Origin of the sequence: Mesorhizobium sp. M0833 (genome assembly GCF_040319905.1) — a bacterium.
GTDB lineage: Bacteria > Pseudomonadota > Alphaproteobacteria > Rhizobiales > Rhizobiaceae > Mesorhizobium.
In genome coordinates this window covers 17371-43928 of sequence record NZ_JAMYOQ010000024.1, presented here as the reverse complement: position 1 = coordinate 43928, position 26558 = coordinate 17371, and the positions used below count along the sequence as shown (strand labels likewise).

The 26558-nt window shown below is 61.9% G+C and carries 30 protein-coding genes and 1 pseudogene; 18 read left to right on the top strand and 13 right to left on the bottom strand.

Annotated elements, in window-relative coordinates:
- Positions 1-74: 74 nt before the first annotated feature.
- The 5 genes and pseudogenes from urtB to NKH98_RS23850 all read left to right on the top strand — a co-directional run bounded on the left by urtB (position 75) and on the right by NKH98_RS23850 (position 4853).
- The gene (gene urtB, locus NKH98_RS23870; protein ID WP_352902220.1) at positions 75-1691 is read left to right on the top strand and encodes an urea ABC transporter permease subunit UrtB; all 1617 of its coding nucleotides are present in this window, start codon (positions 75-77) and stop codon (positions 1689-1691) included.
- Complete coding sequence (gene urtC, locus NKH98_RS23865; RefSeq protein WP_352902217.1) at positions 1688-2920, top strand: urea ABC transporter permease subunit UrtC; 1233 nt, start codon at positions 1688-1690, stop codon at positions 2918-2920. Before urtB ends, urtC begins: the two co-directional genes overlap by 4 nt.
- Positions 2921-2927: 7 nt before the next feature.
- Positions 2928-3673: pseudogene (urtD, locus tag NKH98_RS23860) on the top strand (urea ABC transporter ATP-binding protein UrtD).
- A 70-nt stretch (positions 3674-3743) separates the two neighbouring features.
- A complete protein-coding gene (gene urtE, locus NKH98_RS23855; RefSeq protein ID WP_352902214.1) occupies positions 3744-4436 on the top strand; it encodes an urea ABC transporter ATP-binding subunit UrtE in 693 nt (230 codons plus the stop codon).
- 216 nt (positions 4437-4652) lie between these two features.
- The gene (locus NKH98_RS23850) at positions 4653-4853 is read left to right on the top strand and encodes a hypothetical protein (protein WP_352507871.1); all 201 of its coding nucleotides are present in this window, start codon (positions 4653-4655) and stop codon (positions 4851-4853) included.
- Positions 4854-4898: 45 nt separating this feature from the next.
- On the opposite strand, the gene NKH98_RS23845 is transcribed toward NKH98_RS23850, so the two are convergent.
- The 9 genes from NKH98_RS23845 to NKH98_RS23805 all read right to left on the bottom strand — a co-directional run bounded on the left by NKH98_RS23845 (position 4899) and on the right by NKH98_RS23805 (position 12506).
- Positions 4899-5705 carry a DUF72 domain-containing protein gene (locus NKH98_RS23845; RefSeq protein WP_352478977.1) on the bottom strand — a complete coding sequence of 269 codons (807 nt, stop codon included), beginning with the start codon at positions 5703-5705 and terminating at the stop codon, positions 4899-4901.
- A 28-nt stretch (positions 5706-5733) separates the two neighbouring features.
- Positions 5734-6204, bottom strand: coding sequence for a GNAT family N-acetyltransferase (locus NKH98_RS23840; protein ID WP_352645580.1), 471 nt, complete (start codon positions 6202-6204; stop codon positions 5734-5736).
- On the bottom strand, positions 6201-6611 hold the full coding sequence (locus tag NKH98_RS23835) for a DUF302 domain-containing protein (protein WP_352645582.1): 411 nt from the start codon (positions 6609-6611) through the stop codon (positions 6201-6203). Before NKH98_RS23835 ends, NKH98_RS23840 begins: the two co-directional genes overlap by 4 nt.
- Positions 6611-9532 carry an excinuclease ABC subunit UvrA gene (uvrA, locus tag NKH98_RS23830; protein ID WP_352645584.1) on the bottom strand — a complete coding sequence of 974 codons (2922 nt, stop codon included), beginning with the start codon at positions 9530-9532 and terminating at the stop codon, positions 6611-6613. The genes NKH98_RS23835 and uvrA overlap by 1 nt, the downstream gene beginning before the upstream one ends.
- A gap of 708 nt (positions 9533-10240) precedes the next feature.
- Positions 10241-10537, bottom strand: a complete 297-nt coding sequence (locus NKH98_RS23825; protein ID WP_352645843.1) for a hypothetical protein — start codon at positions 10535-10537, stop codon at positions 10241-10243.
- Between the two features lie 98 nt (positions 10538-10635).
- Entirely contained in the window at positions 10636-11241 is a 606-nt protein-coding gene (locus NKH98_RS23820) for an ATP-dependent Clp protease proteolytic subunit (RefSeq protein WP_254817374.1), read from the bottom strand.
- A gap of 25 nt (positions 11242-11266) precedes the next feature.
- Positions 11267-11791 carry an SRPBCC family protein gene (locus NKH98_RS23815; RefSeq protein ID WP_352902210.1) on the bottom strand — a complete coding sequence of 175 codons (525 nt, stop codon included), beginning with the start codon at positions 11789-11791 and terminating at the stop codon, positions 11267-11269.
- Positions 11788-12102, bottom strand: a complete 315-nt coding sequence (locus tag NKH98_RS23810) for an ArsR/SmtB family transcription factor (RefSeq protein WP_352902207.1) — start codon at positions 12100-12102, stop codon at positions 11788-11790. The genes NKH98_RS23815 and NKH98_RS23810 overlap by 4 nt, the downstream gene beginning before the upstream one ends.
- Positions 12103-12209: 107 nt before the next feature.
- On the bottom strand, positions 12210-12506 hold the full coding sequence (locus tag NKH98_RS23805; RefSeq protein ID WP_352902271.1) for a cupin domain-containing protein: 297 nt from the start codon (positions 12504-12506) through the stop codon (positions 12210-12212).
- Positions 12507-12779: 273 nt separating this feature from the next.
- On the opposite strand from NKH98_RS23805, the gene NKH98_RS23800 reads away from it, so the two are divergent.
- Both NKH98_RS23800 and NKH98_RS23795 read left to right on the top strand, forming a co-directional pair.
- Entirely contained in the window at positions 12780-13292 is a 513-nt protein-coding gene (locus NKH98_RS23800) for a single-stranded DNA-binding protein (protein ID WP_352448761.1), read from the top strand.
- Positions 13293-13415: 123 nt separating this feature from the next.
- Entirely contained in the window at positions 13416-13841 is a 426-nt protein-coding gene (locus NKH98_RS23795) for an OsmC family protein (protein ID WP_352455706.1), read from the top strand.
- A gap of 8 nt (positions 13842-13849) precedes the next feature.
- Here the strand turns inward: NKH98_RS23795 and NKH98_RS23790 are convergent, their stop codons facing one another.
- Positions 13850-14479, bottom strand: a complete 630-nt coding sequence (locus tag NKH98_RS23790) for a MarC family protein (RefSeq protein ID WP_254817370.1) — start codon at positions 14477-14479, stop codon at positions 13850-13852.
- Between the two features lie 74 nt (positions 14480-14553).
- Positions 14554-15084 (bottom strand): hypothetical protein, encoded by a 531-nt coding sequence (locus NKH98_RS23785; RefSeq protein WP_352902204.1) that lies wholly within the window; start codon positions 15082-15084, stop codon positions 14554-14556.
- A gap of 85 nt (positions 15085-15169) precedes the next feature.
- Between NKH98_RS23785 and NKH98_RS23780 the strand changes: the two genes are divergently transcribed.
- Both NKH98_RS23780 and gyrA read left to right on the top strand, forming a co-directional pair.
- Positions 15170-15997 carry a helix-turn-helix transcriptional regulator gene (locus NKH98_RS23780; RefSeq protein WP_352902269.1) on the top strand — a complete coding sequence of 276 codons (828 nt, stop codon included), beginning with the start codon at positions 15170-15172 and terminating at the stop codon, positions 15995-15997.
- A 148-nt stretch (positions 15998-16145) separates the two neighbouring features.
- Positions 16146-18953, top strand: a complete 2808-nt coding sequence (gene gyrA, locus NKH98_RS23775) for a DNA gyrase subunit A (RefSeq protein ID WP_352902201.1) — start codon at positions 16146-16148, stop codon at positions 18951-18953.
- A gap of 54 nt (positions 18954-19007) precedes the next feature.
- Here the strand turns inward: gyrA and NKH98_RS23770 are convergent, their stop codons facing one another.
- Positions 19008-19160, bottom strand: a complete 153-nt coding sequence (locus NKH98_RS23770) for a hypothetical protein (protein ID WP_352478968.1) — start codon at positions 19158-19160, stop codon at positions 19008-19010.
- A gap of 196 nt (positions 19161-19356) precedes the next feature.
- Here NKH98_RS23770 and coaD point away from each other — a divergent pair, with 196 nt between their 5' ends.
- The 7 genes from coaD to tgt all read left to right on the top strand — a co-directional run bounded on the left by coaD (position 19357) and on the right by tgt (position 23955).
- Entirely contained in the window at positions 19357-19857 is a 501-nt protein-coding gene (gene coaD, locus NKH98_RS23765; protein WP_352902198.1) for a pantetheine-phosphate adenylyltransferase, read from the top strand.
- A 75-nt stretch (positions 19858-19932) separates the two neighbouring features.
- The gene (locus NKH98_RS23760) at positions 19933-20523 is read left to right on the top strand and encodes a peptidylprolyl isomerase (RefSeq protein WP_352902195.1); all 591 of its coding nucleotides are present in this window, start codon (positions 19933-19935) and stop codon (positions 20521-20523) included.
- 28 nt (positions 20524-20551) lie between these two features.
- A complete protein-coding gene (locus tag NKH98_RS23755; RefSeq protein WP_254817363.1) occupies positions 20552-21064 on the top strand; it encodes a peptidylprolyl isomerase in 513 nt (170 codons plus the stop codon).
- On the top strand, positions 21061-21459 hold the full coding sequence (locus tag NKH98_RS23750) for a hypothetical protein (RefSeq protein WP_352876624.1): 399 nt from the start codon (positions 21061-21063) through the stop codon (positions 21457-21459). The genes NKH98_RS23755 and NKH98_RS23750 overlap by 4 nt, the downstream gene beginning before the upstream one ends.
- A gap of 12 nt (positions 21460-21471) precedes the next feature.
- Entirely contained in the window at positions 21472-22557 is a 1086-nt protein-coding gene (gene queA / locus NKH98_RS23745; RefSeq protein WP_352902192.1) for a tRNA preQ1(34) S-adenosylmethionine ribosyltransferase-isomerase QueA, read from the top strand.
- Positions 22547-22816 carry a hypothetical protein gene (locus NKH98_RS23740; protein WP_352902189.1) on the top strand — a complete coding sequence of 90 codons (270 nt, stop codon included), beginning with the start codon at positions 22547-22549 and terminating at the stop codon, positions 22814-22816. The genes queA and NKH98_RS23740 overlap by 11 nt, the downstream gene beginning before the upstream one ends.
- Before the next feature lie 8 nt (positions 22817-22824).
- The gene (gene tgt, locus NKH98_RS23735; RefSeq protein ID WP_352902186.1) at positions 22825-23955 is read left to right on the top strand and encodes a tRNA guanosine(34) transglycosylase Tgt; all 1131 of its coding nucleotides are present in this window, start codon (positions 22825-22827) and stop codon (positions 23953-23955) included.
- Positions 23956-23963: 8 nt separating this feature from the next.
- On the opposite strand, the gene NKH98_RS23730 is transcribed toward tgt, so the two are convergent.
- Positions 23964-24383: a DUF4864 domain-containing protein gene (locus NKH98_RS23730; protein WP_352736588.1), complete on the bottom strand. Its 420-nt coding sequence runs from the start codon at positions 24381-24383 to the stop codon at positions 23964-23966.
- 236 nt (positions 24384-24619) lie between these two features.
- Here NKH98_RS23730 and NKH98_RS23725 point away from each other — a divergent pair, with 236 nt between their 5' ends.
- Together NKH98_RS23725 and NKH98_RS23720 are read left to right on the top strand one after the other, a co-directional pair.
- Positions 24620-24856, top strand: coding sequence for an Lrp/AsnC ligand binding domain-containing protein (locus tag NKH98_RS23725; protein ID WP_023674883.1), 237 nt, complete (start codon positions 24620-24622; stop codon positions 24854-24856).
- 172 nt (positions 24857-25028) lie between these two features.
- Positions 25029-26441, top strand: a complete 1413-nt coding sequence (locus tag NKH98_RS23720) for a circularly permuted type 2 ATP-grasp protein (protein ID WP_352902183.1) — start codon at positions 25029-25031, stop codon at positions 26439-26441.
- Positions 26442-26558 lie beyond the last annotated feature (117 nt).

Here is a 26558-nt window from a genome sequence, read left to right as displayed (position 1 = left end):
AAAAGCCTCCGGGCGGGCTCGTCCTCCAGCCTGCCCGGAGGCGACATTCAACCTCCAAGAGCCACCAGAAACCGATGATCCTGATCCGCGCGATTGGCCTGATGCTGCTCCTCCTTCTGGGAATGCTGCTGCCGTCGAACGCCAGCGAATCCGATCTGCGCGCGGTCGTCGCCAAACTCGCCACCGCCTCCAATTTTTCAGCGATCGAAGCCGTCGTGCGCGAGCTTGCGGCAACCGGCGACACAGCCGTCGAACGGCCGCTTGCCGCGCTTGCGGAGGGCAGCCTTTACGTCCGCAAGGCCGATTCAGTAGTCTTTGTCGGCAAGGAGAGCGGCGACAGCATCGAACTGCTCGATGCGCTCACCGGCGAAAAGTCTGGCGAAGCAGCCAAGGCCGACATCACCAAGATCAAGGTCAACAACACGCTGCGCCGCGTCATCCGCGACGCGCTGGGCACGCTGACGCTGGGCTCCAAGGATCCGGCGGTGCGCATTGCCGCCGCCGACACCATGTTCAAGACGCCGGACGCGGCAAACATCGAGCCGCTCGACACCGCGATCGCCAATGAGAGCGCGGCAAGCGTCAAGGCGCTGCTCGAACAGGCCCGTGCCGCATCGGTTCTCGTTTCCGACAGGCCGGAGGCCGACAAACTGGTGGCGATAGCGCTCATCGGTGCGCGCGGCGACCGCGATGCGGTGTCGCTGCTCACGTCGGTGGAGGCCAGTTCCGAAGGTGCTGTGAAGGACGCGGCGACTGCGGCGATATCCAACATCAATTCGATGCTGGCGCTGTGGGATGCCGGCCAGAACATCTGGTACGGCATATCGCTAGGGTCGGTGCTGCTGCTGGCGGCGATCGGCCTTGCCATCACTTTCGGCGTCATGGGCGTCATCAACATGGCGCATGGCGAGATGGTCATGCTGGGCGCCTACACGACCTTCGTCGTGCAGGAGGTTATCCGCAATTCCTTTCCCGGCCTGTTCGACTGGTCGCTGGTCATCGCCCTGCCGCTGGCCTTCCTGGTGGCGGCGCTCGTCGGCCTTGTCATCGAGCGCGGGCTGATCCGCTTCCTCTATGGCCGGCCGCTGGAGACCCTGCTGGCGACATGGGGTGTCTCGCTGATCCTGCAGCAGGCCGTGCGCACCATCTTCGGGCCGACCAACCAGGAGGTTGGCAACCCATCCTGGATGTCAGGTTCGTTCGCGATCGGCCAGCTTTCGGTCACCTGGAACCGGCTCTGGATCCTGGCTTTTGCGCTCGGCGTCTTCGCGGTGTTGCTTTACGTGATGAAACGCACGCCCTGGGGGCTGCAGATGCGTGCCGTCACCGCCAATCGCCGGATGGCCGCCTCTATGGGCATCAGGACGCCGTGGGTCGATGCCCTGACCTTTGCATTGGGGTCCGGCATTGCCGGCATCGCCGGTGTCGCGCTCAGCCAGATCGACAATGTCTCGCCCAATCTCGGCCGCGGCTACATCATCGACAGCTTCATGGTCGTCGTCTTCGGCGGCGTCGGCAATCTCTGGGGCACGCTGGTCGGCGCCTTCTCGCTCGGCATTGTCAACAAATTCCTCGAACCCTATGCCGGAGCGGTGCTCGGCAAGATCGTCGTCCTGGTGCTGATCATCCTGTTCATCCAGAAACGCCCGCGCGGTCTGTTCGCGCTCAAGGGCAGGTCGGTGGAAGCATGATCACGGGACGCTTCTTTGCCGCCGGCGCCGACCGCCGCGTCGCCATCACCATCTTCATCCTGCTGGCGGTTGCAATCGTCGTGCCGCTGCTCAATCTTGCGGTCTCGCCGACAAGCGCGTTTTACGTGCCGTCCTATATCGTCGCGCTCACCGGCAAATATCTCTGCTATGCGCTGCTCGCCTTGGCCCTCGATCTCGTCTGGGGCTATTGCGGCATCCTCTCGCTCGGCCACGGCGCCTTCTTCGCACTCGGCGGCTATGCGATGGGCATGTATCTGATGCGCCAGATCGGCTCGCGCGGCGTCTACGGCAATCCGCTGCTGCCGGACTTCATGGTGTTCCTGAACTACAAGGAACTGCCGTGGTTCTGGTACGGTTTCGACCATTTCTGGTTTGCCGCAATCATGGTGCTTGCAGTACCCGGCCTGCTCGCCTTCGTCTTCGGCTGGTTTGCCTTCCGCAGTCGCGTCACCGGCGTCTATCTGTCGATCATCACCCAAGCGATGACCTATGCGCTGCTGCTTGCCTTTTTCCGAAACGACATGGGTTTCGGCGGCAATAACGGCCTGACCGACTTCAAGGATATTCTAGGCTTCAACGTGCAGGCCGACATGACACGCTCGGCGCTGTTCGCGGCTAGCGCCGTCATGCTGGCGTCTGCCGTCTTCGTCACCTGGGCAATCGTCGGTTCCAAATACGGCAAGCTTTTGATGGCGGTGCGCGACGCTGAAAGCCGCACGCGCTTTCTCGGCTGGCGGGCGGAGAACGTCAAACTGTTCGCCTTCACCGTGTCGGCGGTGATGGCCGGCATCGCCGGTGCGCTTTACGTACCGCAGGTCGGCATCATCAACCCTGGCGAATTCGAGCCGTCCAATTCGATCGAGGTGGTGGTGTGGGCGGCCGTCGGCGGGCGCGGCACCATCGTCGGGCCGATCATCGGCGCGCTTTTGGTCAATGCCGGTAAATCCTGGTTCACCGGCGTGCTGCCTGAATTCTGGTTGTTCGCGCTGGGCGGACTGTTTGTCGCCGTCACGCTGTTCCTGCCCAACGGCATCATCGGCATGTGGGATTCCTGGCGCGGCAACGCCAAGGCGTTGCGGGCGGCCTCGGTTGCCGAGGAAGCCGGGATCGATCCCGATGCGCCGGTGCCGCCGAAAACCGACCGTTCGGCGGCGAGAAGGCCGGGCGACTGGTCGGCCTCCAGCGCCGAACCGCAGCCGGCGGAGTGATGGTCTGATGTCGAAGAGCAACACCATCCTCTATCTCGACGGCGTTTCGGTTTCCTTTGACGGCTTTCGCGCCATCAACAACCTTTCGCTGGTGCTCGACAAAGGCGAGATGCGGGCGATCATCGGCCCCAACGGCGCCGGAAAGACGACGATGATGGACATCGTCACCGGCAAGACGCGGCCCGATGCGGGCGAGGTTTTCTTCAACGGTGAGATCGACCTGACCAAACACGACGAGGCCGAAATCGCCATGATGGGCATCGGCCGTAAATTCCAGAAGCCGACCGTCTTCGAAAGCCACACGATCGAGGACAATCTGATGCTGGCGCTGATGGCCCGCGCTCGATCTTCCCGGCACTGTTCCATCGTCGCTCGGCCGCGGAAGTGCGGCAGATCGACGACATCCTCGGCATCATCCGGCTTGGCGACAAGCGCGACGAACTCGCCGCCAATCTGAGTCACGGCCAAAAGCAATGGCTCGAGATCGGCATGCTTCTGGCGCAGGATCCGCTGCTGCTGCTGGTCGACGAACCGGTTGCCGGCATGACCGACGCCGAGACCGAAGAAACCGCGCGGCTGCTCAGGGATATCGCGCGCGACCATTCGGTCATCGTCGTCGAGCACGACATGCATTTCGTGCGCGAGCTCGGCGTCAAGGTTACCTGCCTGCACGAAGGCTCGGTGCTTTCCGAGGGCAGCCTCGACTTCGTTTCGGCCGACGAGCGCGTCGTCGAAGTCTACCTGGGGAGATGATCATGGTCTGGCGCGTTCCGTTCCATCATTTCGACCTTTCGTTCTTCACGCGTTGGAGAAAGCGCTGACCATGCTCGAAGTCTCCAATGCCACGCTGCATTACGGCGCCGCTCAGGCGCTGCGCGGTGTCTCGCTGACAGCCCGCGCCGGCAAGATCACCTGCGTGCTCGGTCGCAACGGCGTCGGCAAGACCAGTTTGATGAGATCGATCGTCGGCCATCATCGGCTGACGAGCGGAAGCGTTGCCTTCGAGGGGAAGGCGCTCGACCGGAGCGCGGCGTATGATCGCGCCCGGTCGGGCATCGCATTCGTGCCGCAGGGCAGGGAGATATTTCCGCTGCTTACGGTGCGGGAAAACCTCGAATCTGGCTTCGCGCCGCTGAAGCGCGCCGACCGCAACATTCCCGGTCACGTCTTCGAATTGTTTCCGGTGCTGAAGCAGATGCTCGCGCGCCGAGGCGGTGATCTTTCCGGCGGCCAGCAGCAGCAGCTTGCCATCGGTAGGGCACTGGTGATGCGGCCTAAACTGCTGGTGCTCGACGAGCCGACCGAAGGCATCCAGCCGTCGATCAAGGATATCGGCCGCGCCATCCGCTATCTGCGCGACCAGGCCGGCATCGCCGTGCTCCTGGTCGAACAGTATCTCGACTTCTGCCGGGAATTGGCCGACGAGGTCAACATCATGGACCGTGGCCAGATCGTTCATACCGGCTCGGCCGAGGATCTCGACCGGGCGGACGTCCGCAAATTCCTGACCGTCTGAATTCTTATTGATTCTATTACTTTGCAACTCTGGCGCGCTGCAGATTGCGTGCTAGATTTTGCTTGGCCTTGGTGAGTCGGCCGCTTTCCGTACCAGTTTCAACTTGGCAGATCAGGGGAAGGCGCGGATGCGTCGGCACGCTTGCGCGCAAGCCCTTCCCTTCGAGCGATCTGTTGTCGTCCAACATTTCGGGTGCTTGGGAGCCAGGGCCAGTCAATGGAGTGCTATGTCGAGGACTACCAGAAACGACGGCTCACGGAGCGCGTCGACATCCTGACAGCCATCAACATTCTGAAATCGCAGGGGTATGACCACGACGAACTCATCGCGGAGATCACCAAGGTCTTCTATGTCGATCTCGATGCCTTTAACGAGATCGTCAGGGTTGATCGGCGTCCGGACGAACGCGCCGCATAGCCGGTAGTTTAGGACCAAGCCACGCGGACCACCGACAGCGGGGCGTCAGCCTGCGACCCGCTTCATCAGCGCGATGGCGCCGAATGGAGCGCGGACCTTGCCCTCTGTGATGAAGTAGACGAACACATCGCGTGGCTTGACCGGCGCGTCGGTTGAAGGATCGGCACGCGACAGGTCGGCCGGCACCTTGCCTTCCGCCCAGGTTTTTGCGCGCGCCGCCCATTCGTCGAGCGCCTTTGGCGTGTAGCAATCGGGATTGTCGTCGCTGCCGGTCTGCAGCCGCGCATAGATGAAATCGCCGGTAACGTCGGCAATCCCAGGATATTTGGCGTGGTCGGCATAGACGATGGCGGCCTTGTGCTTTCGCGCCAAGGCGGCGAACTCCGGCACGACGAAGCTGTCGTTACGCACCTCGACCGCGTGGCGCAGCGCAACGCCGTCCTGCTTTTCCGGCAACAGCTTGAGGAAGGCCTCGAAATCGTCCGGGTCGAATTTCTTGGTCGGCGCGAACTGCCACAGGATCGGCCCGAGCTTGTCGCCAAGTGCCGCGACGCCCGACCCGAGGAAGCGCATGATCGATTCCCCGGCCTCGCCGAGCACGCGGCGGTTGGTGACGAAGCGGTTGCCCTTCAGCGAATAGACGAAACCATCCGGCGCCTCGTTGGCCCATTTGACGAAGGTCGGCTCCTTGAAGCTCGAATAATAGGTGCCGTTGACCTCTATAGTGGGCACCTGCCGGCTGGCATAATGCAGTTGCTTGGCCTTCGACAATTTGTCCGGGTAGAAGGACGTGTCCCACGGCTCGAAGGTCCAGCCGCCCATGCCGGCGCGGATTGTTCCTGATTGAGTCATGGTCGTCCTCCCGGTTTGCAGAAAAGGATCACGCGATGGCGGTCGTCTCGACGGCTTTCGCCATGTCGACGACCGTCCATCCTGGCCGATATGGATTGGGCCGGCGACCCGTTTCGCGAAAGCCGTAGGCCTTATACAACGAAACGTTCCGTTCCATTCTGGCATTGGTGTAGAGTCGGATCTCAGGCAAGCTCCACAAGCGCGTCTGTTGCTCGGCCCAGTCGAGCAGCCCGATGCCGAAACCCTTGCCCTGAAAGGCTGGCGCAACGGCAACGCTGAAGATCATTGTATGGTCCGCATGTCGTTCGAGAACGATCAAGCCGGCCGGCTGTCCGTTCTGCTCCAAAAGCCAGACCTCGCCGCGTTGGATGCGCGGCGCATAGTCCTCGGTGACTGGGATCGGCGGCGCTCCGAACAGGGCAGTGTAGGGCGCGTAGGCGTCGGTGGTGAGCGAAATCACCGTGGGGAGATCATCGGCCCGAGCGGCTCTCATCATCAAAACTGGCCCGCGCCGGCAGCGGCCGCAATCACCTTGTCCATGCCGTCGGCGATCGCAGCGACGGCATTGCGACTGGCGTCGCCCAAGCCGTGGCGCTCAGCGAGCCAGTGCGCGTCATTGTAGGAGAGCCAGACCTCGCCTTGCTCGTCCTCCCAAGCCAGTGCCTTGACCGGCAGATCGATGCCGGCAAGCTGCCGGTCCTGCATCAGTGGCGTACCGCCTTTCGGATTGCCGAAAATCAGGAGCTGGGTTGGACGCAGTGATGTTTCGACGCTGCGCGCACCAGCGGCGTGATCAATGCGGGCGAAGACCAGCAATCCTGCACGTTCGACAGTTTCGACCAGGCGATCGATGGTTTCGGTCACGCCGAAGCGGCTTTGGACCGTGATGAGACCGTTCTTTGCCATCACTCCGCCGCTTCGCGCTTGCCTCCGGGGCGCCGCTCCAGCAATTCCCTCAGGAACTGCCCGGTATAGCTGCGTTTTTCGCGGACGATGTCCTCCGGCGTGCCGGACGCCACCAGCTCGCCGCCGCCGTCACCACCTTCGGGGCCAAGATCGAGAACCCAGTCAGCGGTCTTGATCACCTCTAGATTGTGCTCGATGACGACGACCGTGTTGCCCTGGTCGACCAGCTCGTGCAGCACTTCAAGCAACTTGGCGACGTCGTGGAAATGCAGGCCGGTGGTTGGCTCATCGAGAATGTAGAGCGTCTTGCCAGTCGCCTTGCGCGACAGTTCCTTGGCAAGCTTGATGCGCTGCGCCTCGCCGCCCGACAAGGTCGTTGCCTGCTGGCCAACATGGATGTAGCCGAGGCCGACCCGTTTCAGCGTCTCCAGCTTGTCGCGCACGCCTGGCACGGCGGCGAAGAAATCGACGCCTTCCTCGACCGTCATGTCGAGAACGTCGGCGATCGACTTGCCCTTGAAAAGGACGTCCAGTGTTTCGCGGTTGTAACGCTTGCCGTGGCAGACGTCGCAGGTGACGTAGACGTCGGGCAGGAAGTGCATCTCGATTTTGATGACGCCGTCGCCCTGGCAGGCCTCGCAGCGGCCGCCCTTGACGTTGAACGAGAAGCGGCCCGGCTGGTAGCCGCGCGCCTTGGCCTCCGGCAAGCCGGCGAACCAGTCGCGGATCGGCGTGAAGGCGCCGGTATAGGTGGCGGGGTTGGAGCGCGGGGTGCGCCCGATCGGCGACTGGTCGATGTCGATGACCTTGTCGAGGAATTCCAGCCCCTCGATGCGGTCGTGCTCGGCCGGATGCTCGCGCGAGCCCATGATGCGGCGCGACGCCGCCTTGAACAGGGTCTCGATCAGGAAGGTCGACTTGCCGCCGCCGGACACGCCGGTGACGGCGGTAAACGTGCCGAGCGGGATTTCGGCGGTGACGTTCTTCAGATTGTTGCCGCGCGCGCCGACGACCTTCAGCCGGCGGTTCTTCTTGGCCTCGCGCCGCACTGCCGGCGTCGCCACTTCGAGCTCGCCCGACAGATATTTGCCGGTGATCGAAGCGGGCGTCGCCATGATCTGCTGCGGCGTGCCCTGAGCGATGATGTGGCCGCCATGAATGCCGGCGGCCGGGCCGATATCGACGACATAGTCGGCGTGCAGGATGGCGTCCTCGTCATGCTCGACGACAATCACTGTGTTGCCGATGTCGCGCAGATGCTTCAGCGTATCGAGCAGGCGGGCATTGTCGCGCTGGTGCAGACCGATCGACGGCTCGTCCAGCACGTAAAGTACGCCGGTCAGGCCGGAGCCGATCTGCGAGGCAAGACGGATGCGCTGGCTCTCGCCGCCTGACAGCGTGCCGGAGTTGCGCGACAGCGTCAGATAATCGAGCCCGACATCGTTGAGGAAGCGCAGCCGCTCGCGGATTTCCTTGAGCACGCGCACCGCAATCTCGTTCTGCTTGTCGTTGAGCGAAGCGGGCAGATCGGTGAACCACTGGTCGGCCTTGCGGATCGACAGCTCGGTGACCTCGCCAATGTGCTTGCCGGCGATCTTGACCGCGAGCGCCTCGGGCTTCAGCCGATAGCCGCGGCAGGCCGGGCAGGGCGTGGCCGACATGAAGCGCTCGATCTCCTCGCGCATCCAGGCGGATTCGGTTTCCTTCCAGCGGCGCTCGAGGTTGGGGATGACGCCCTCGAAGGTCTTGGTCGTCTTGTAGGAGCGCAGGCCGTCATCGTAGTGGAAGGTGATTTCGCGCTCGCCGGTGCCGTGCAGGATGGCTTGCTTTGCCTCTTCGCTCAGATCCTTGAACTTGTCGCCGAGCTTGAAGCCGTAGGCAACGCCCAGCGCTTCCAGCGTTTGCGCATAATAGGGCGACGTCGATTTCGCCCAAGGGCTGACGGCGCCGGCGCGCAGCGAGACATTCTCGTCGGGCACGACCAGGCTGGCGTCGATGGCGCGTTGGCTGCCGAGCCCATCGCAGGTCGGGCAGGCGCCGAACGGATTGTTGAAGGAGAATAGCCTGGGCTCGATCTCGGGAATGGTGAAACCGGATACCGGGCAGGCGAACTTTTCCGAGAACAGCATGCGTTCATGCGTCTCGTTCTTCGATTTGTTGACCGAATCCTCGCCGGTCTGGCTGGCGTCGAGCGGCCTGTCGGCAAATTCCGCTACCGCCAGTCCGTCTGCAAGTTTCAGCGCGGTCTCGATGGAATCGGCGAGCCGCGTCGCCAGATCGCCGCGCACGACGATGCGGTCGACGACAACGTCGATGTCATGCTTGTACTTCTTGTCCAGCGCCGGCACGTCGGCGATCTCGTAGAAGACGCCATCGACCTTGACGCGCTGAAAACCCTTCTTCTGCAGCTCCAGCAGTTCCTTGCGGTACTCGCCTTTGCGGCCGCGCACCATCGGCGCCAGGATGAACAGCCGGGTGCCTTCCTCGACTGCAAGCACCCGGTCGACCATCTGCGAGACCGTCTGGCTCTCGATCGGCAGGCCGGTGGCCGGCGAATAGGGTACACCGACGCGGGCGAACAAAAGCCGCATATAATCGTAGATCTCGGTGACGGTGCCGACAGTCGAACGTGGATTCTTCGAGGTGGTCTTCTGCTCGATGGAGATGGCTGGCGACAGGCCGTCGATCTGGTCGACGTCCGGCTTCTGCATCATTTCGAGGAATTGTCGTGCATAGGCCGAAAGGCTCTCGACATAGCGGCGCTGGCCCTCGGCATAGATGGTATCGAAGGCAAGCGACGACTTGCCTGACCCCGACAGGCCGGTCATGACGATCAGGCTGTCACGCGGCAGGTCGAGATCGACATTCTTCAGATTGTGTTCGCGTGCCCCGCGAATGGAGAGATATTTATGGTCGGCCATCGCCGGTCGCCGCCTCAGAATCTGGAATTCGTGGGATGGGCGGGTTTTCCCGACCATCCCCTATGTAGGTAATTTCGCCGCCTTTTCGAGAGACGCCACAACTCTCGACCAAAGCGTTTAACCGCCTTTCGCGCGAACGGGCAAGCGGAAAGAACAAAGGCCGAACACGCTCCTGACAAAAGCTGCCCGTGCGGCTGGGTTCACCCGGGGTTCACAAAGCGTCTCGCGATCACATTTTTCGGTAATCGGCCATTCAAGGTTGACGTCCACCTGTCACGGGGGCAGAGTCCAAACGTCAACGAAGCCGGCCGTCTTTCGATGGCCTCGCGGCCTGGGGCTAGCCTGCGAGACGCCGCGGGTTATGCGATGAGCGCTTCGACGACGACAGTCGCAACGAACAGAAGGAGAGCAGAGGCATGACTCCACCGGACAGTTCCTTGAGGCTCCACGTGTCGCTGGAGCCGCGGCAGGTATAAGTGGCTAGGCCAGGCGTTTTGCGCTACCTGCCAACGTTGACCTGCCGATCCCCACAACAATCAGAGACTGCTAGTCGGATCGTCGGCTGAACGCCGCGAAGCATCCGAAATAAAAAGCCGGCAGTACACTCCCGGCAATTTGGATTTTAGATCCAAGAAGCCCCGTCAATTGCACAAGCAATGACGGGGCTATTCGTTTGAAGCGCACATTTGTGGTGCATGCCAGGCGAACTTACCGGCTGGGGGGCCTGATCCCGCCGGTAGCGACATCGATGGTTATGCTGCCGGAAATGCGAACGTCGGTATCGCCGATCTTGAACGTGCCGTTGCCGCTGCTTGGAACCGCGTCGTCGGGCTCAGGCTGCGGCGCTGGCTCGGCGATGCGATAGTCGCTGGTCACGCCGGGCAGGGCGCCCTTTTGCGAAGACGTCGAATTATCTTGGGCAAATGCCATGTCCACCAGCATGTTGGTGCCGGCCACAGTAGCGATAGCAAGGCATAACAGGCTGGATGAACGGCTGGCGGTCATCGCCGCACTATAGTGCCGTGATGGCGGCAAGACCAGATCGATGGCGCTGAAATTGCGGGCGATCAACCGCCTCGGTTCCGTCCGCCGGCCCGGCTCGTTCATGCGGCCTGCTTGCGAGTGTCGAAAACATGGTCGACGAGTCCCCAATCCTTGGCCTCCTGGGCGGTCATGAAAAAGTCGCGGTCGAGCGTGCGTTCCACTTCTTCGTAGGTGCGGCCGCAATGGTGGGCGTAGAGATCGGTCATGCGCCGCTTGGTGCGAAGGATGCCCTCGGCATGGCGCTGGATATCGGAGGCTTGGCCCTGGAAACCGCCGAGAGGCTGATGCAGCACGATGCTGGTGTTGGGTAGCGCGATACGCCGCCCTGGCGTGCCCGCCATCAGGAGAAACGAGGCCATCGAGGCGGCGAAGCCCATACAAACGGTGGAGACCGGGCAGCTGATATACTGCATCGTATCGTAGATGGCGAAACCGCTGGTCACCACGCCACCCGGCGAGTTGATGTAGAGCGAGACCTCCTTGTCGGGATTGTCGGATTCCAGCGACAGAAGCTGGGCGCAGACCAGCGCCGAGGTGCCGTCGTCGATCGGCCCGTTGATGAAGACGATGCGCTCGCGCAGCAGCCGCGAAAATATATCGAAGGCACGTTCGCCGCGACTCGATTGCTCGATCACCATCGGCACCAAATTGGCAAGGCCGCTCATCGTTATCTCCTTTGACTGTCGTCGTTCAGGCCGCGCGCATAAAGAGGCGCGGGGTGTTTGCGGCGATCTGCTTGTACTTGGGAGTACGCGCTTCAAACGAAAGTCGGCAACCGGCGCCTGCCATCGCGATCTCCGGCACTGCTGCCCGAGCAAAACCATCATGGACGATGCGCAGATGTGTGCCGCCGGAAACGGTGCGGTCGAGCGTAAAGGTGACGATGCTGTCCACTGGGCTATCGTTCATTGGGCTGTCCACCGGGCTGTCGGGCGGCACCTGCGTATCGTCGGGCGCCGGCCGCTCCCGCCAGGAATAGCGCAGCAGCCGTCCGGGATCCGCGTCGAGGATTTCGCACTCGATCGGCGCATCCGGCGCTTTAAAGGCAAAGCGGTTGCCGACCTTTGGTTCAATGTCGTTTGGCATCATCCAGGCCGCGAGCAGGTCCGGCACTGTCAGCGCCCGCCACACTTTTTCCGGCGGCTCGGGCAGCTCGCACTCGAACTCGATCTTGTCTGCCGCCATTTCCGCGCGTTCTTTGCCTCGGCTGGTCATTGGTCCATGTCCTTCAAAACCGTCTTGAGCCTTTCGATGCGCTCTGGCCAGAACGCGCGGTAGCGTTCGATCCAGCCGAGCAGCGGCACAAGCCCGTTCGGATCGGCGCGGTAATAGGCATTGCGGCCGGCCCGGCGTTCGACCACGAGGCCGGCACCTCGCAGCACCGCGAGGTGCTGCGATACCGCCGGCTGCGAAACTGGCATGCCATTGCGGAGTTCCGATACCGTCATCTCGCCGTCGGCGAGCCGCTCATAGACGGCGCGACGCGTTGGATCGGCCAGTGCCCGAAAAATCTCTGCTTCGATCATTCCAGAAGCATAAGTCAATACTTATAGGTTTGGCAAGTCGCGTTTTTAAGACAAGCAGTGTTTTTTACGACCGGCGAGATTTTACAAACGCGTCGGAAGCCAGCGTCTCACCATGTCTGGAGATCCGTTAAACGTTGCCTCAAAAACTGGTGACGCACGGCATGGATATGAAGCAGTTCGGAGCCGACGTTTCGGAAGCCATGTTGCCTGTGCGCGGCAACAACAAGCGACTGTCCGGCAGTCAAGACGAGATGCTCGTCATCGATCCACATCTCGGCCCTGCCAGCGATGACGGTAAGCACTTCCTCGACCGGGTGCCAATGTGTCGGGGCGCCAACCGCGGGTTCGACCCATTGTTCAAATATGCAAAGTTGAGTTGCGCCGTTGCAGACCGAGACATGCATGCGGGTCTTTACTCCCGTCCGCCATTCTTCTTGCGGCTGATCGTCATGCTCGACCATCTTCATTGAGTTCGCCTCGATCTCAGGGTTCGTGGAAAATTCGGCGCCAAGACACTACTTGTTACTGACATCTATTGACAGTGCAGGACCTTTAACCTAGAACGAAAAGAGAACAAAAACCTTGTGGGAAAAGGCAGCCACGGCAGGCAGGGATTGTCCATAGCCTGTAAGGTGCAGCGACAAGAATTTGGTTTCGGATGAGCGCGGAGAAGTGTCATGGCGGGTAGCGTCAACAAGGTCATTCTGGTGGGCAACCTCGGGGCGGACCCTGAAATCCGCCGCCTGAATTCGGGTGACCCGGTCGTCAATATCCGCATCGCGACGTCGGAAAGCTGGCGCGACAAGACATCCGGAGAGCGCAAGGAGAAGACCGAGTGGCACAATGTCGTGATTTTCAACGACCAGATCGCCAAGGTGGCCGAGCAGTATCTGAAGAAAGGCATGAAGGTCTATGTCGAGGGCCAGCTGCAGACGCGCAAATGGCAGGACCAGACCGGCAACGACCGCTATACGACCGAAATCGTGTTGCAGAAATTCCGCGGCGAGCTGCAGATGCTTGATGCGCGGGGCGAGGGCGGCGGCCAGGTCGGCAACTATGCCGGTGGTGGTGCGAGCCGCGGTTCCGATTTCGGCCAGTCCGGCCCGGGCGAAAGTTTCAATCGGGGTGGCGCCAACAAGGGCGGCGGCGGTGGTTCATCGCGCGAGCTGGACGACGAAATCCCGTTCTGATTTCTCGGGGCGGACTGCCCTTGCGGCGAAAAGCGCCAGCACCTTGGCCACGAAATGGCGTCCCGAAAATCGGTCTTGGATTTTCGGGACGTTGTGCGTTTGAGCGGTGAAAGGACGTATCAAGTGAAAGCAAGGGTCAAATGGGTCGAGGAGCGCACTTTCGTTGGCGAGTCCGCCAGTGGGCACAAGTTGGTGCTAGGCACTGCGTTCGGGCCGGAGGGCAAGACGCCGGGGCCGAGCCCAATGGAACTGGTGCTGATCGGCACCGGAGGCTGCTCGGCCTATGACGTGGTCCATATCCTCGAAAAGGGGCGCGAGGCGGTCGAAGATTGCGTGGTCGAACTCGATGCCGACCGTGCAGAAGCCGATCCCAGGGTGTTCACCCGCATTCACATGCATTTTGTCGTCAAGGGCCGCGCGCTGTCACACGACAAGGTGAAGCGGGCGATCGGGCTTTCGATCGAGAAATACTGCTCGGCCTCGGCAATGATGGCCAAGACTGCCGAGATTACCCACGACTTCGAAGTCATTGAAACGACAGCGAAGTAGGGCAGTTCCTAAGTCGCCATCAGCGCCTTGATGCCGTCGGCGACGAACTGTATGGCGAGCGCCGCCAGGATGACGCCGAGCAGCCGTGTCAGGATCGAACGGCCGGTTTGGCCGAGGATACGGTCGATGCGCTCTGACAGCACGAACACCAGGTAGGTGATGACGAGGCAGATGGCGATGATGCCGACAAGGGCTGTCTGCGCGCCAAAACCCTGAAACGAGCTTGAGAGCAGGACGGTCGCCGAAATCGCGCCGGGACCGGCAATCAGCGGGATCGCCAGCGGAAAGGCGGCGATGTTGTGGATCATGTCCCTGGTGATGGCGACGTCGCCGATCTTCTCCTTACGGTCCTGCCGGCGCTCGAACACCATTTCGAAGGCGATGAAGAACAGCAGAAAGCCGCCGGCGACGCGGAAGGCCGGCAGGGTGATGCCGAAGACCGACAGGATCGACGCGCCGGCGATTGCGAACAATGCCATCACCAGGAAAGCGATGATCGAGGCGCGCACGGAGACCTGGTTGCGCTCCTCGCGGTTCATGCCGCGGGTCACGGCAAGGAAGAGCGGCGCCAGGCCGGGCGGATCGATCGTCACCAGTATGGTGACGAAGGCGTTGAACAGGCTGTCGAAGCTCGGCATGCTGACCCTCCCCGCCGGCAATGCCGGTTAGCGGGATTGGTAGAGCAAAGCGAAGCCAGTGGAAACCGTGCGGATCAGGGGCTGGCGGTGCGGCGCGCCAGAAACTCGACTTCGAGACGCCAGGTGGCGCCGTCGTCAAACGAACGCTCGCCCAGCCAGCGGAAGGAATCTCCGGTGATCCGGGAAAAGCTCCAGCGTACCGAAGGGCCGGTGCCGTCTGCGCCTAATTGGACGATCGTGTCGCCTTCGACGCGGCCCAGCTGGCGGCTGTAATACTGGTTGCGCGGGTCGCTCCAGAAGATGTGCCAGGCGTCGACGCCTGGGTCATAGACGCGCAACGTCGTACCATAGAAGGTCCATTTCCCGAGCGAAGGGGAGGAACCAGCGTCACGAGCTGGCAGGATCCATACGTCCTGGATCGCGCGGCCTTCAAGCACCCAGCCGAAATGCACCTCGCCGCGCCCGGTCAGCACCTGACCGTCTTCGAGATGGCGCGTGGCGTCGAACGTCCAGGCGCCGACGAAGCGGCCGTAAAGGTTCAGTTTCTCGGCAAGGGCCGGTGTGGGCCCATCGCTGTGCAGGGCCTTGGCAAAGGAATTGGACATGGCTTCGCTCTCATCTTGTCAGGAGACCGGCAAGCATGAGGCCGACAGGGGTTCTGCGCTTGGGAAAAATTGCTATGTTTGGGCGATGACGACGAGCGCGCATAGGCTGGCGTCGGGCCGAGGCTGGCAGGTGTCGGATGTCATCTGCACCGCCAGCGCCGCCGACAGGCCATTCGAGGAGGAGCATCGGCATTTCTGCGTTGCTGCCGTAACCAGCGGCACCTTCCGCTATCGTGCCCGCCAGGGCACGGCGATGCTGGCGCCGGGCGCGCTCCTGCTCGGCAATCCCGGCACATGCTATGAGTGCGGGCACGAGCATGGCGCCGGCGACCGTTGCCTCTCCTTCCATTTCGGACCGGCCTGTATGGAGCGGATCGTCGCCGACGTGCCGGGCGCCAAGACGCTCGATTTCAGCACGCCGCGCCTGCCGCCCTTGCCGGCGCTGGTGCCGCTGCTCGCCGAAGCGGAGGCGGCGCGCGAGATGGCCGACACCGGCGCGTTCGAGGAACTCGCCCTGCGCGTTGCCGGTGCCGCGGTAACAGCGGCTTGCAACGCCACGGATCGGGGACGGACGCCGAGCCGCCGTGACCAGAAGCGTATTGCCGAAGCGGTGCGGCGCATTGAAGTCGATGCCGACCGGCCGATCTCGCTTGCCGAACTCGCCGACGAGACCGCCACCAGCCCTTACCATTTCCTGCGCACCTTCCGGCACGTTGCCGGCATGACGCCCTACCAATTCCTGCTGAGAACGCGGCTGCACAGGGCAGCCGTGCGGCTGCGGACGTCAGATAACACAATTTCGGCGATCGCCTTTGCGGCGGGATTCAACGACCTATCAACCTTCAACCGCCGTTTCCGGCGGCTGATAGGCGAGGCGCCGGGTAATTATCGCGCCCGCCGGCGACGCCCGTGAAAGGGTGCCACGGCCATATCGTCGCAATTGGTGTATCCTTTTGAATTTGCCGCTAAAAACCACATTGGAAAACTGCCGCGATTGTTGGAGTTTCGGGCCGGCTTCCTATATAAGCACCAAGTGATTCCTGATTAGATTGTGATCCGATTTGACCGACCAGAAGACACCGCGCGGCGCCGACGGCGGCCCCACCGGCATCGAGCCGATATCCATCATCGAGGAGATGCAGCGCTCCTATCTCGATTACGCCATGAGCGTGATCGTCAGTCGCGCGCTGCCGGACGTGCGCGACGGCCTCAAGCCGGTGCATCGCCGCATCCTCTACGCCGCCTATGAGAGCGGCTATCACTGGAACCGCAAATATGTGAAATCGGCACGCCCCGTCGCCGACGTGATGGGTAAATACCATCCGCATGGCGACGCCTCTATCTACGACGCTTTGGTGCGCATGGCGCAGGACTGGTCGCTGCGCGTGCCGCTGATCGACGGGCAGGGCAATTTCGGCTCGATCGACGGCGATCCGCCGGCGGCGATGCGCTACACGGAATCGCGGCTGACCAAGGTCGCGCATGAGTTGCTGGAAGACATCGACAAGGACACCGTCGATTTCCAGGACACTTACGATGCGTCCGGCAGCGAACCGAAAGTCCTGCCGGCGCGCTTTCCGAACCTGTTGGTCAACGGCTCCGGCGGCATCGCCGTCGGCATGGCCACCAACATCCCGCCGCACAATCTGGGCGAGGTTTGTAACGGCGCCATTGCCCTCATCGACAATCCAGCGATCGACCTTCCGGCGCTGATGGAGATCATTCCGGGACCGGATTTCCCGACCGGCGGCATCGTGCTTGGCCGTTCCGGCATCTACAGCGCCTATTCGACCGGCCGCGGCTCCATCGTCATGCGCGGCCGCGTCAACATCGAGGCGCGCGGCAACGACCGTGAATCGATCGTCATCACCGAGGTTCCCTATCAGGTGAACAAAGCATCGATGATCGAGAAGATGGCCGAACTGGTGCGCGACAAGCGCATCGAGGGCATTTCCGACATTCGCGACGAGAGCGACCGCCAGGGTTACCGCGTCGTCATCGAACTGAAGCGCGACGCCGTCGCCGACGTCATCCTCAACCAGCTTTACCGCTTCACTCCGCTGCAGACGTCCTTCGGTGCCAATATGGTGGCGCTGAACGGCGGCAAGCCGGAATTGCTGACGCTGACCGACATGCTGAAGGCGTTCGTCGCCTTCCGCGAGGAGGTGATCAGCCGGCGCACGAAATTCCTGCTGCGCAAGGCGCGCGACCGCGCCCATGTGCTGGTCGGCCTTGCTATCGCGGTTGCCAATATCGATGAAGTCATCAAGCTGATCCGCAGCGCTCCGGACCCGCAGACGGCGCGCGAGCAGTTGATGGAGCGACGCTGGCCTTCGGGCGACGTGGAATCGCTGATTCTTCTGATCGACGACCCGCGCCATCGCATCAACGAGGACGGTACCTACAATCTCTCCGAGGAGCAGGCGCGCGCCATCCTCGAACTGCGCCTGCAGCGCCTGACCGCGCTCGGCCGCGACGAGATCGCCGACGAGCTGAACACGATCGGCGACGAGATCAAGGACTACCTGGACATCCTGTCGTCCCGCGCCCGCGTCCAGCAGATCGTCAAGGACGAGCTCATCGCCGTGCGCGACGAGTTCGGCACGCCGCGCCGCACCGAGCTCGCCGAGGGCGGGGCGGGCATGGAAGACGAGGACCTGATCCAGCGCGAGGACATGGTCGTCACGGTCAGCCATTCCGGCTATATCAAGCGCGTGCCGCTGTCGCTCTACCGGGCGCAGCGCCGCGGCGGCAAGGGCCGCTCCGGCATGTCGACCAAGGAAGAGGATTTCGTCACCCGGCTGTTCGTCGCCAACACCCACACGCCGGTGCTGTTCTTCTCCTCGCGTGGCATCGTCTACAAGGAAAAGGTCTGGCGCCTGCCGATCGGCAACCCGCAATCGCGCGGCAAGGCGTTGATCAATATGCTGCCGCTCGAACAGGGCGAGCGCATCACCACGATCATGCCGCTGCCGGAGGATGAGACGAGTTGGGGCGAGCTCGACGTCATGTTTGCCACCACGCGCGGCACCGTGCGTCGCAACAAGCTGTCGGACTTCGTCCAGGTCAACCGCAACGGCAAGATCGCCATGAAGCTGGACGAGGAAGGCGATGAGATCCTCGGCGTCGAGACCTGCACCGACAATGACGACGTGCTTTTGACGGCAAGTTCCGGCCAGTGCATCCGCTTTCCGGTCAGCCACGTACGCGTCTTCCAGAGCCGCAATTCGGTCGGCGTGCGCGGCATTGCGATGGCCGATGGCGACCGGGTGATCTCGATGGCGGTGATCGAGCACGTCGATGCGCCGCCGGCGGAGCGTGCCGCCTACCTCAAGCGGGTGGTGGCTGAACGCCGGCTCGCCGCCGACATCGCGGCCGGTGAGGAGGAAGAAATCCAGCTTACCAACGAAGAGGTCGGCGAAGAGGCGGAGCTTTCGGACGAGCGGTACGAATTCCTCAAGGCACATGAGCAGTTCGTGCTGACGGTGACGGAATATGGCTACGGCAAACGTTCGTCGTCGTACGATTTCCGCCTGACCGGCCGTGGCGGCAAGGGTATCCGCGCCACCGACGTTTCGAAAACGGCCGAAATCGGCCGCCTGGTTGCGACCTTCCCGGTCGGCAATGATGATCAGATCATGCTGGTTTCGGATGGCGGAACCGTCATTCGGGTCCCGGTCAACGGCATTCGTTTCGCCAGCCGCGCCACCAAGGGCGTTACGATCTTCAATACCGCAGAGGGCGAGAAGGTCGTTTCGGTGGAGCGGATTTCGGAGCCGCAGGCGGACGAAGAGATCGAAGAGAGTGTCGAGGCTGAAAGCGGCGCTGCTACCGAAGGTGGGGAGCCTGACAACAACAACGTCGAGTGAGTTGCCACGACGCCGCCAGCCCGATAGGTCGGTCCGGTGTTGTCAACAAACACTCTAGAAATGCCGATAAGGCCTACGGATGCCGAAGCCTTCGAACTGCTTGGTATTGGCCTTGGCGCGGACGCGCTGTGCTTCCTGATGTAACCCGAATACGGTAGCAATCAGCATGGCGACGGTCATTGCGGTGGCAAGCATGTAGATCAGCATGTGCGTGTTCTCCTGCGCCTAACAACGATCAGGTGGGTGTTTGGTTTCATCTTTTGCAGCTGCAACTTAGTGAACACTGCGTGAAGCCGTTGTGAGCGGCACATTCATCTGTCGTTCACGTCGGCCAAAAGGTTCATGGGGCGGGCCTGTCGATCGGATTTGCCTTTAGGGGAGAGGCTCGCTAGAAGCACCTGCCATGACCGAACGCATCGCCCTTTATGCTGGCTCTTTCGACCCGCTGACCAACGGGCATCTCGACGTGCTGAAGGCATCGCTGGCCGTGGCGGATACAATCTATGCGGCGATCGGCACCCATCCCGGCAAGAAGCCGTTGTTTTCCTTGGAAGAACGGGTTGGCCTGATCGAAACGGCCGCAAAGGCGGAATTCGGCAGCGACGGTGCGCGTATCAAAGTGGTCGCCTTCGACGGGCTGGTCATCGATGCGGCCAGGAAGCATGGCGCCTCGATCATGATCCGCGGCCTGCGCGACGGCGCCGATCTTGACTATGAGATGCAGATGGCCGGCATGAACGAGACCATGGCGCCGGAGCTGCAGACGGTGTTCCTGCCCGCCAGCCCCTCGGTGCGCACCATTACCGCCACACTTGTGCGCCAGATAGCTTCGATGGGAGGCGACATCCGCCCCTTCGTGCCGGCGGCCGTGGCCGGCGCACTCGCCGCCAAATTCGCGAAATAAATGCATGTCACCCAAAAGTGGAACCCGGCTTTGGGTAACGACATGCATGAACGAAGATATTCGGAGAAAGATCCCATGCAGCTGAAAAAGCTTGCCTTCTTGCTTGCCGTGTTTGCCGGTCTTTTGACCGCATCCGTGTCGGCCTTTGCCGCTGATCCGGAAAACACCATGATCGTAACGCTGAAGGACGGCGACGTGACCATCGCGCTGAGGCCCGACCTTGCGCCGAAACACGTCGCGCAGATCAAAAAGCTGGTGCGCCAGGGCGCCTACGACAACGTCGCCTTTCACCGCGTCATCGACGGCTTCATGGCGCAGACCGGCGACGTCAAGTTCGGCAACATGAAGAGCGGCTTCAATGCCGACGCTGTCGGCACCGGCGGCTCCGATCTTCCTGACCTGCCGGCCGAATTCTCCAGTACCGAGCACTACCAGCGCGGCGTGGTCGGCATGGCCCGCTCCGACGATCCGAATTCCGCCAATTCGCAATTCTTCATCATGTTCGCGCCGGCACCGCCGCTCGATGGCCAGTACACCATCGTTGGCAATGTCGTCAGCGGCATGGAGCTGGTGGACCACATCAAGAAAGGCGACGAGGCGCAGAACGGGACGGTGACCGATCCCGATCGCATGATCAAGGTGCGCATCGCCGCCGACGGCAAGTAAACCCAAGTTTCAAAAGGATATTTCTGACATGGCCGAAATCAAGGACCGCGAGAACGCGCTTATCATGGACACGACCAAGGGCAAGGTGGTCATCGAATTGTTTCCAGATCTGGCGCCCGGCCATGTCGGCCGTATCAAGGAGCTAGCACGCGAAGGCGCCTATGACGGCGTGGTCTTCCACCGCGTCATCGACGGCTTCATGGCGCAGACCGGCGACGTGAAGTTCGGCAATTCCAACAAGCCGTCTTTCGCGCCGTCGCGCGCCGGCACTGGCGGTTCCGACAAGCCCGATCTGAAGGCCGAGTTCTCCAACGCCAACCATGGCCGCGGCACCTGTTCGATGGCGCGCTCGCAAAACCCGAACTCGGCCAATTCGCAGTTCTTCATCTGCTTCGACGACGCCGCCTTCCTCAACCGCCAGTACACTGTATGGGGCCAGGTCATCGAAGGCATGGACAATGTCGACAAGATCAAGCGCGGCGAACCGGTGCAGGACCCCGACAAGATCGTATCGCTCAAGGTTGCGGCCGACGTGAAATGACCAGCCGGGCTGTCGCGGCCATCGCACTTGTGCTCGTCGCGGCGGCCACTCCGGCGCTGGCGACGGAATCGATCGTTTGCAGCGCCGACGGCGGCGCGGCATCGATTGATGTTTTGATGGGACACACGGCCGTCATTGCGGTGGCGCGGGTGTGGCTGGATGCCGGCGGCAAGACATGGACCACGGACGGCCAGCCAGGCTCAGCGAAAGTCATCGTTGGACAGGCATTCGAAGACGACGAGCGCATGCTGATCGATCTCACTGATGAGGGCCTCAGCTCGATCGTCGCCAAATTGCGGCTGGTCAAGGCCAGCGAGCAGTCCAGTTTCGCGATGGGCGGTACGCTGAGCATAGACAGTGTCGGTGCCTGGGCGGTGACCTGCCCGGAACCTTGAGGCGGGGTTTTCTTGCGCGTCGACCTTTTCGACTTCGATCTGCCGGAAGAACGCATTGCGCTTCGCCCAGCCGAGCCGCGCGACAGCGCCAGGATGCTGGTGGTCAGGCCGGGTGAGGGGCTCGAAGACCGGACGGTGCGCGACCTGCCGGCCCTGCTCAAGGCTGGTGATGTGCTGGTCTTCAACGACACCAAGGTCATTCCGGCACAATTGAAGGGCATCAGGCGGCGCGGCGAAGCAGCAGCGCAGGTCGAAGCCACGCTGCATATGCGGACGGCGCCCGACCGCTGGCTCGCCTTCATGCGTCCGGGCAAGCGCATCGCAGCCGGTGACCGCATCCATTTCGGTCATGATGCCAATTCCTGCTTTCTCGGCCAACTCGATGCAACCGTGATCGAGAAGGGGGAAGGCGGCGAGGTACTGCTCGGCTTCGACCTGTCAGGTCCGTTCCTCGACGAGGCGCTGCACGCTGTCGGCCACATCCCGCTGCCGCCCTACATCGCCTCCAAACGTGACGACGACGAACGCGACCGCAGCGATTACCAGACCATTTATGCCAGGGAGGAGGGCGCGGTCGCCGCGCCGACGGCAGGGCTGCATTTCACGCCGGAGCTGTTTGCGACGCTCGACGCCAAGGGCATAGAGCGCCGTTTCGTCACGCTGCATGTCGGCGCCGGTACGTTCCTGCCGGTGAAGGCGGACGACACCGCCGACCACAAGATGCACGCCGAAACCGGTTCGGTCAGCCCGGAAACCGCCGAGGCGCTGAATGCGGCGAAAGCAAAAGGAGGGCGCATTATCGCCGTCGGCACGACATCGCTGCGTTTGTTGGAGAGCGCGGCTGGCGAGGAGGGCAGGCTGGCCGCATGGTCAGGCCCGACCGACATCTTCATCACCCCCGGCTATCGCTTCAGGACCGCCGACATGCTGATGACCAATTTCCATCTGCCGCGTTCGACGCTGTTCATGCTGGTTTCGGCCTTCTGCGGTTTGCAGACGATGCGGGCGGCCTATGCGCATGCCATCGAGAATCGCTACAGGTTTTATTCCTATGGAGACGCAAGTCTTCTGTTCAGGGAGGATAGTAATGGACGATGACCTGGAAACCTTCGACCGCGAAGCATTGATCGGCGAGGTCAGGAAATTACGCGCCGGCATCCGCCAACACCGCGACGCCACCGGCCATGATCTGTGCTGGCATCATCCCGACCTGTGGTCGCTTTTGCCCGAAAAGACCGAGCCGGCGATTGCCGTGCCGCCGTGGCCGAAATTCATGCGCGGCTGCATCCGCTACCGTCAATCGCTCGATAGGCAAGCTCCGGACGCGCCGGTATTCGACAAGGAGTTCGATGGCTAGGGAATTCAATGACTGACGAATTCACCTTCAAGGTGCTGGCGACCGACGGCAGGGCGCGGCGTGGTGCAATCACCATGCCGCGCGGGGAAATCCGCACGCCTGCCTTCATGCCGGTCGGTACCGGCGGCACGGTGAAGGCCATGTATATGGATCAGGTGCGCGGCGTCGGCTCGGACATCATCCTTGGTAATACCTACCACCTGATGCTGAGACCCGGCGCCGAGCGCGTGGCGCGGCTCGGCGGCCTGCATGAGTTCGCCCGCTGGCCGCATCCGATCCTGACCGACAGCGGCGGCTTCCAGGTGATGTCGCTATCGAAGCTGAGGAAACTGACCGAGAACGGCGTGACCTTCCGTTCGCATATCGACGGCGGCGCCTTCGAGATGTCGCCGGAGCGTTCGATTGAGATCCAGGGGCTGCTCGATTCTGACATCCAGATGCAGCTCGACGAATGCACGGCTCTGCCGGCCAAGCAGAACGAGATCGAGCGTGCCATGGAGTTGTCGTTGCGCTGGGCCGAGCGCTGCAAGACGGCATTCGGCGAGCAGCCCGGCAAGGCGATGTTCGGCATTGTGCAAGGCGGCGACGTGCCGGATCTGCGGCTGCGCTCGGCGCAGGCACTGAAGGCAATGGAGCTGAAGGGCTACGCGATCGGCGGGCTGGCTGTGGGCGAGCCGCAAGCGGTGATGCTGGAGATGCTCGACATCACTTGCCCGGAGCTGCCGGTTGAGCGGCCGCGCTACCTGATGGGTGTCGGTACGCCGGACGACATCTTGAAGTCGGTAGCGCGCGGCATCGACATGTTCGACTGCGTGATGCCGACGCGGGCAGGGCGCCACGGCCTTGCATATACACGGCGCGGCAAGGTCAATCTGCGCAACGCCCGCCATGCCGACGATCCGCGTCCGCTCGATGAGGAAAGCGACTGCCCGGCCGCACGCGACTATTCGCGCGCCTATCTGCACCATCTGGTGCGCTCGCAAGAGGCGCTTGGGGCGATGCTCCTGACCTGGAACAATCTGTCCTATTACCAGCAGCTGATGCGCGACATTCGTGAAGCGATCGAAGCTGGCAGGTTGGAAGCACGCTCAGCTGAGATTTCCGAAGGCTGGAGGCGGGGCGATCTCCCAGTGAGGTGATCGAAGGCTCAAGTGCTGAGCGACACGGACGCGCGCAGGCTGCAGCCGGTGATCCGAAAGCTGCCGTCGGGCTGCTGCTCGAGCGTATAGACCGCTTCATAGTCCTTGCCGTCCGGTCCGACGATCAGCACCTGCTGGATGATCGAGGTCGGGCTCGTCTCACGAACCTTGCCGAAAGAGTAGGTCTGCGGCTGGCGCACCGGCGGATAGCCGTTGGTCACCATGTTCATGAAGGTATCGACGGTCGGAAAGAGGCGCTTCACATTCGGTGCGGCAAAGCTGTAGGCCGTCATTCCGTCATTGGCGATGAAGGCCCTCAACTGACCATCGATGACCGTCTGCGCCGCTTTGACTTCGGCGTCGCCAGCAAAGGCCTGGGATGCGAAAATGAATGGAACGACTGCGAATGCGAAAAACGCGCGGCGCATGGCCTGTCTCCGTTGTCCCCGAGAAATCGCTGCCTGAAGGTACATGATACCATACGCTTTGCCATGCTTCAGGGTTTCAGCCGAGCGTAAACATTCGGCGTAGCAGTCCGCGTCCGAGCCGAGAAAGCATTGTCGAGGCGAGACAGCCTGAGCGATTGGCGATGCTTGAAAGCCGGGCGGCAGTCTGCCACAAGGGCCGCTCGATTAGAGCGTGCGATGTTGGACAGGACCAGGCAATGAAGGCATTTTTCGTGCAGATAAAGTGCGATCTGGGCAAGGCCTACGACGTTGCCAGCGCCCTGGCCGATGCCGAGATTGCTTCGGAAATCTACTCGACAGCCGGCAACTACGACCTGCTCGCCAAATTCTATGTCGACGACGAGGAAGACATCGGCCACTTCGTCAACGAGAAAGTGCAGATTCTCCCGGGCATCAAGGATACGTTTACGGTCGTCACCTTTCGCGCGTTTTGATCTCCATCCGACATTTGCCCGGACACCAGGCAAAGCCTGATCAAGGCCCTATTGGTGCTGCCTTAATTTTAGGCAACCGCGATATACTGATCGCCGGCGCCCGCCAAATCGCCGATTGCGCTTGATTTTCTCCAGCGAGGCCAGTGAAATGGCGTCACAGGGGAGTATGCGATTGGCAGCGTTCGACGAAATGCTTCCGGAAGTTTCCGGGCTGAGAAAACCGTATTCGGCTTACGATCGCTGGCTGAAGGAACAGGACCCGGCCAGACTTACCGAGAAGATGCAGGACGCCGAACGCGTCTTTCGCAAGACAGGCATCACTTTCGCCGTCTATGGCGAGCAGGAAGCATCGGAGCGGCTGATACCCTTCGACATCGTTCCGCGCATCATTTCGGGCAATGAATGGCGACGGCTGACGCAAGGCATCGAGCAGCGCGTCCAGGCGCTGAACGCCTTTCTCGACGACATCTACCATCGCCAGGAGATCTTGCGCGCCGGCCGGGTGCCGAAGGAGTTGATCGCCAAGAACGAGGCGTTCCTGCCCGAGATGATCGGGGTGCGGCCGCCGGCCGGCGTCTATACCCACATCATCGGCGTCGACATCGTACGCATTAGCGAGAACGAGTTCTACGTACTGGAGGACAATGCGCGCACGCCGTCCGGCGTCTCCTACATGCTGGAGAACCGCGAGACGATGATGCAGCTGTTTCCCGAGTTGTTCCAGCAGATCAAGGTGCGGCCGGTGGAGAATTACCCGCAGCTCCTGCGCCAGTCGCTGGCGGCGGTACGGCCGCAAAGCACCAAGGGCACGCCGACGATTGCCGTGCTGACGCCGGGCAGCTTCAACTCAGCCTATTTCGAACATGCTTTCCTTGCCGACCAGATGGGCGTGCAACTCGTCGAAGGGCAGGATCTGCGCGTCGTCGATGGCCATGTCGCGATGCGCACGACCGAGGGCTACAAGCAGATCGACGTGCTATACCGGCGTGTCGACGACTCGTTCCTCGATCCGCTGACCTTTCGCCCCGACTCGGCACTTGGCGTGCCGGGCATTATGGACGTCTACCGCGCCGGCAACATCACGATCGCCAATGCGCCGGGAACCGGCATCGCTGACGACAAGGCGATCTATTCGTACATGCCCGAGATCGTCGAATTCTACACCGGCCGCAAGGCGATGCTCGGCAACATCCCGACCTGGCGCTGCTCGGAGCCGGACAGCCTGAAATACGTGCTCGAGCACATCGATGAACTGGTCATCAAGGAGGTCCACGGGTCCGGCGGCTACGGCATGCTGGTCGGTCCGGCGGCGACCAAGAAGGAATGCGAGGATTTTTCGAAAAAGCTCGCGGCAAAACCATCGAACTACATTGCTCAGCCGACGCTGGCGCTGTCGACCTGTCCGATCCTGACGGACAAGGGGCTGTCGCCGCGCCATGTCGATCTGCGCCCCTATGTGCTGGTTTCCGACCGTATCCAGATCGTGCCCGGCGGGCTGACCCGAGTAGCGCTCAAGGAAGGCTCGCTGGTCGTCAATTCCTCGCAAGGCGGGGGCACAAAGGATACCTGGATATTGGATGATTAGAGTGGAAGTAGTGAATAGTGAATAGTGAATAGATAAGGATATATGTTGTTGATGTTGGTGAAATGCCCTGAAGTGAAGCACGCGGCATCGTGGCTTAGGTTCTGGATAGTCACCATT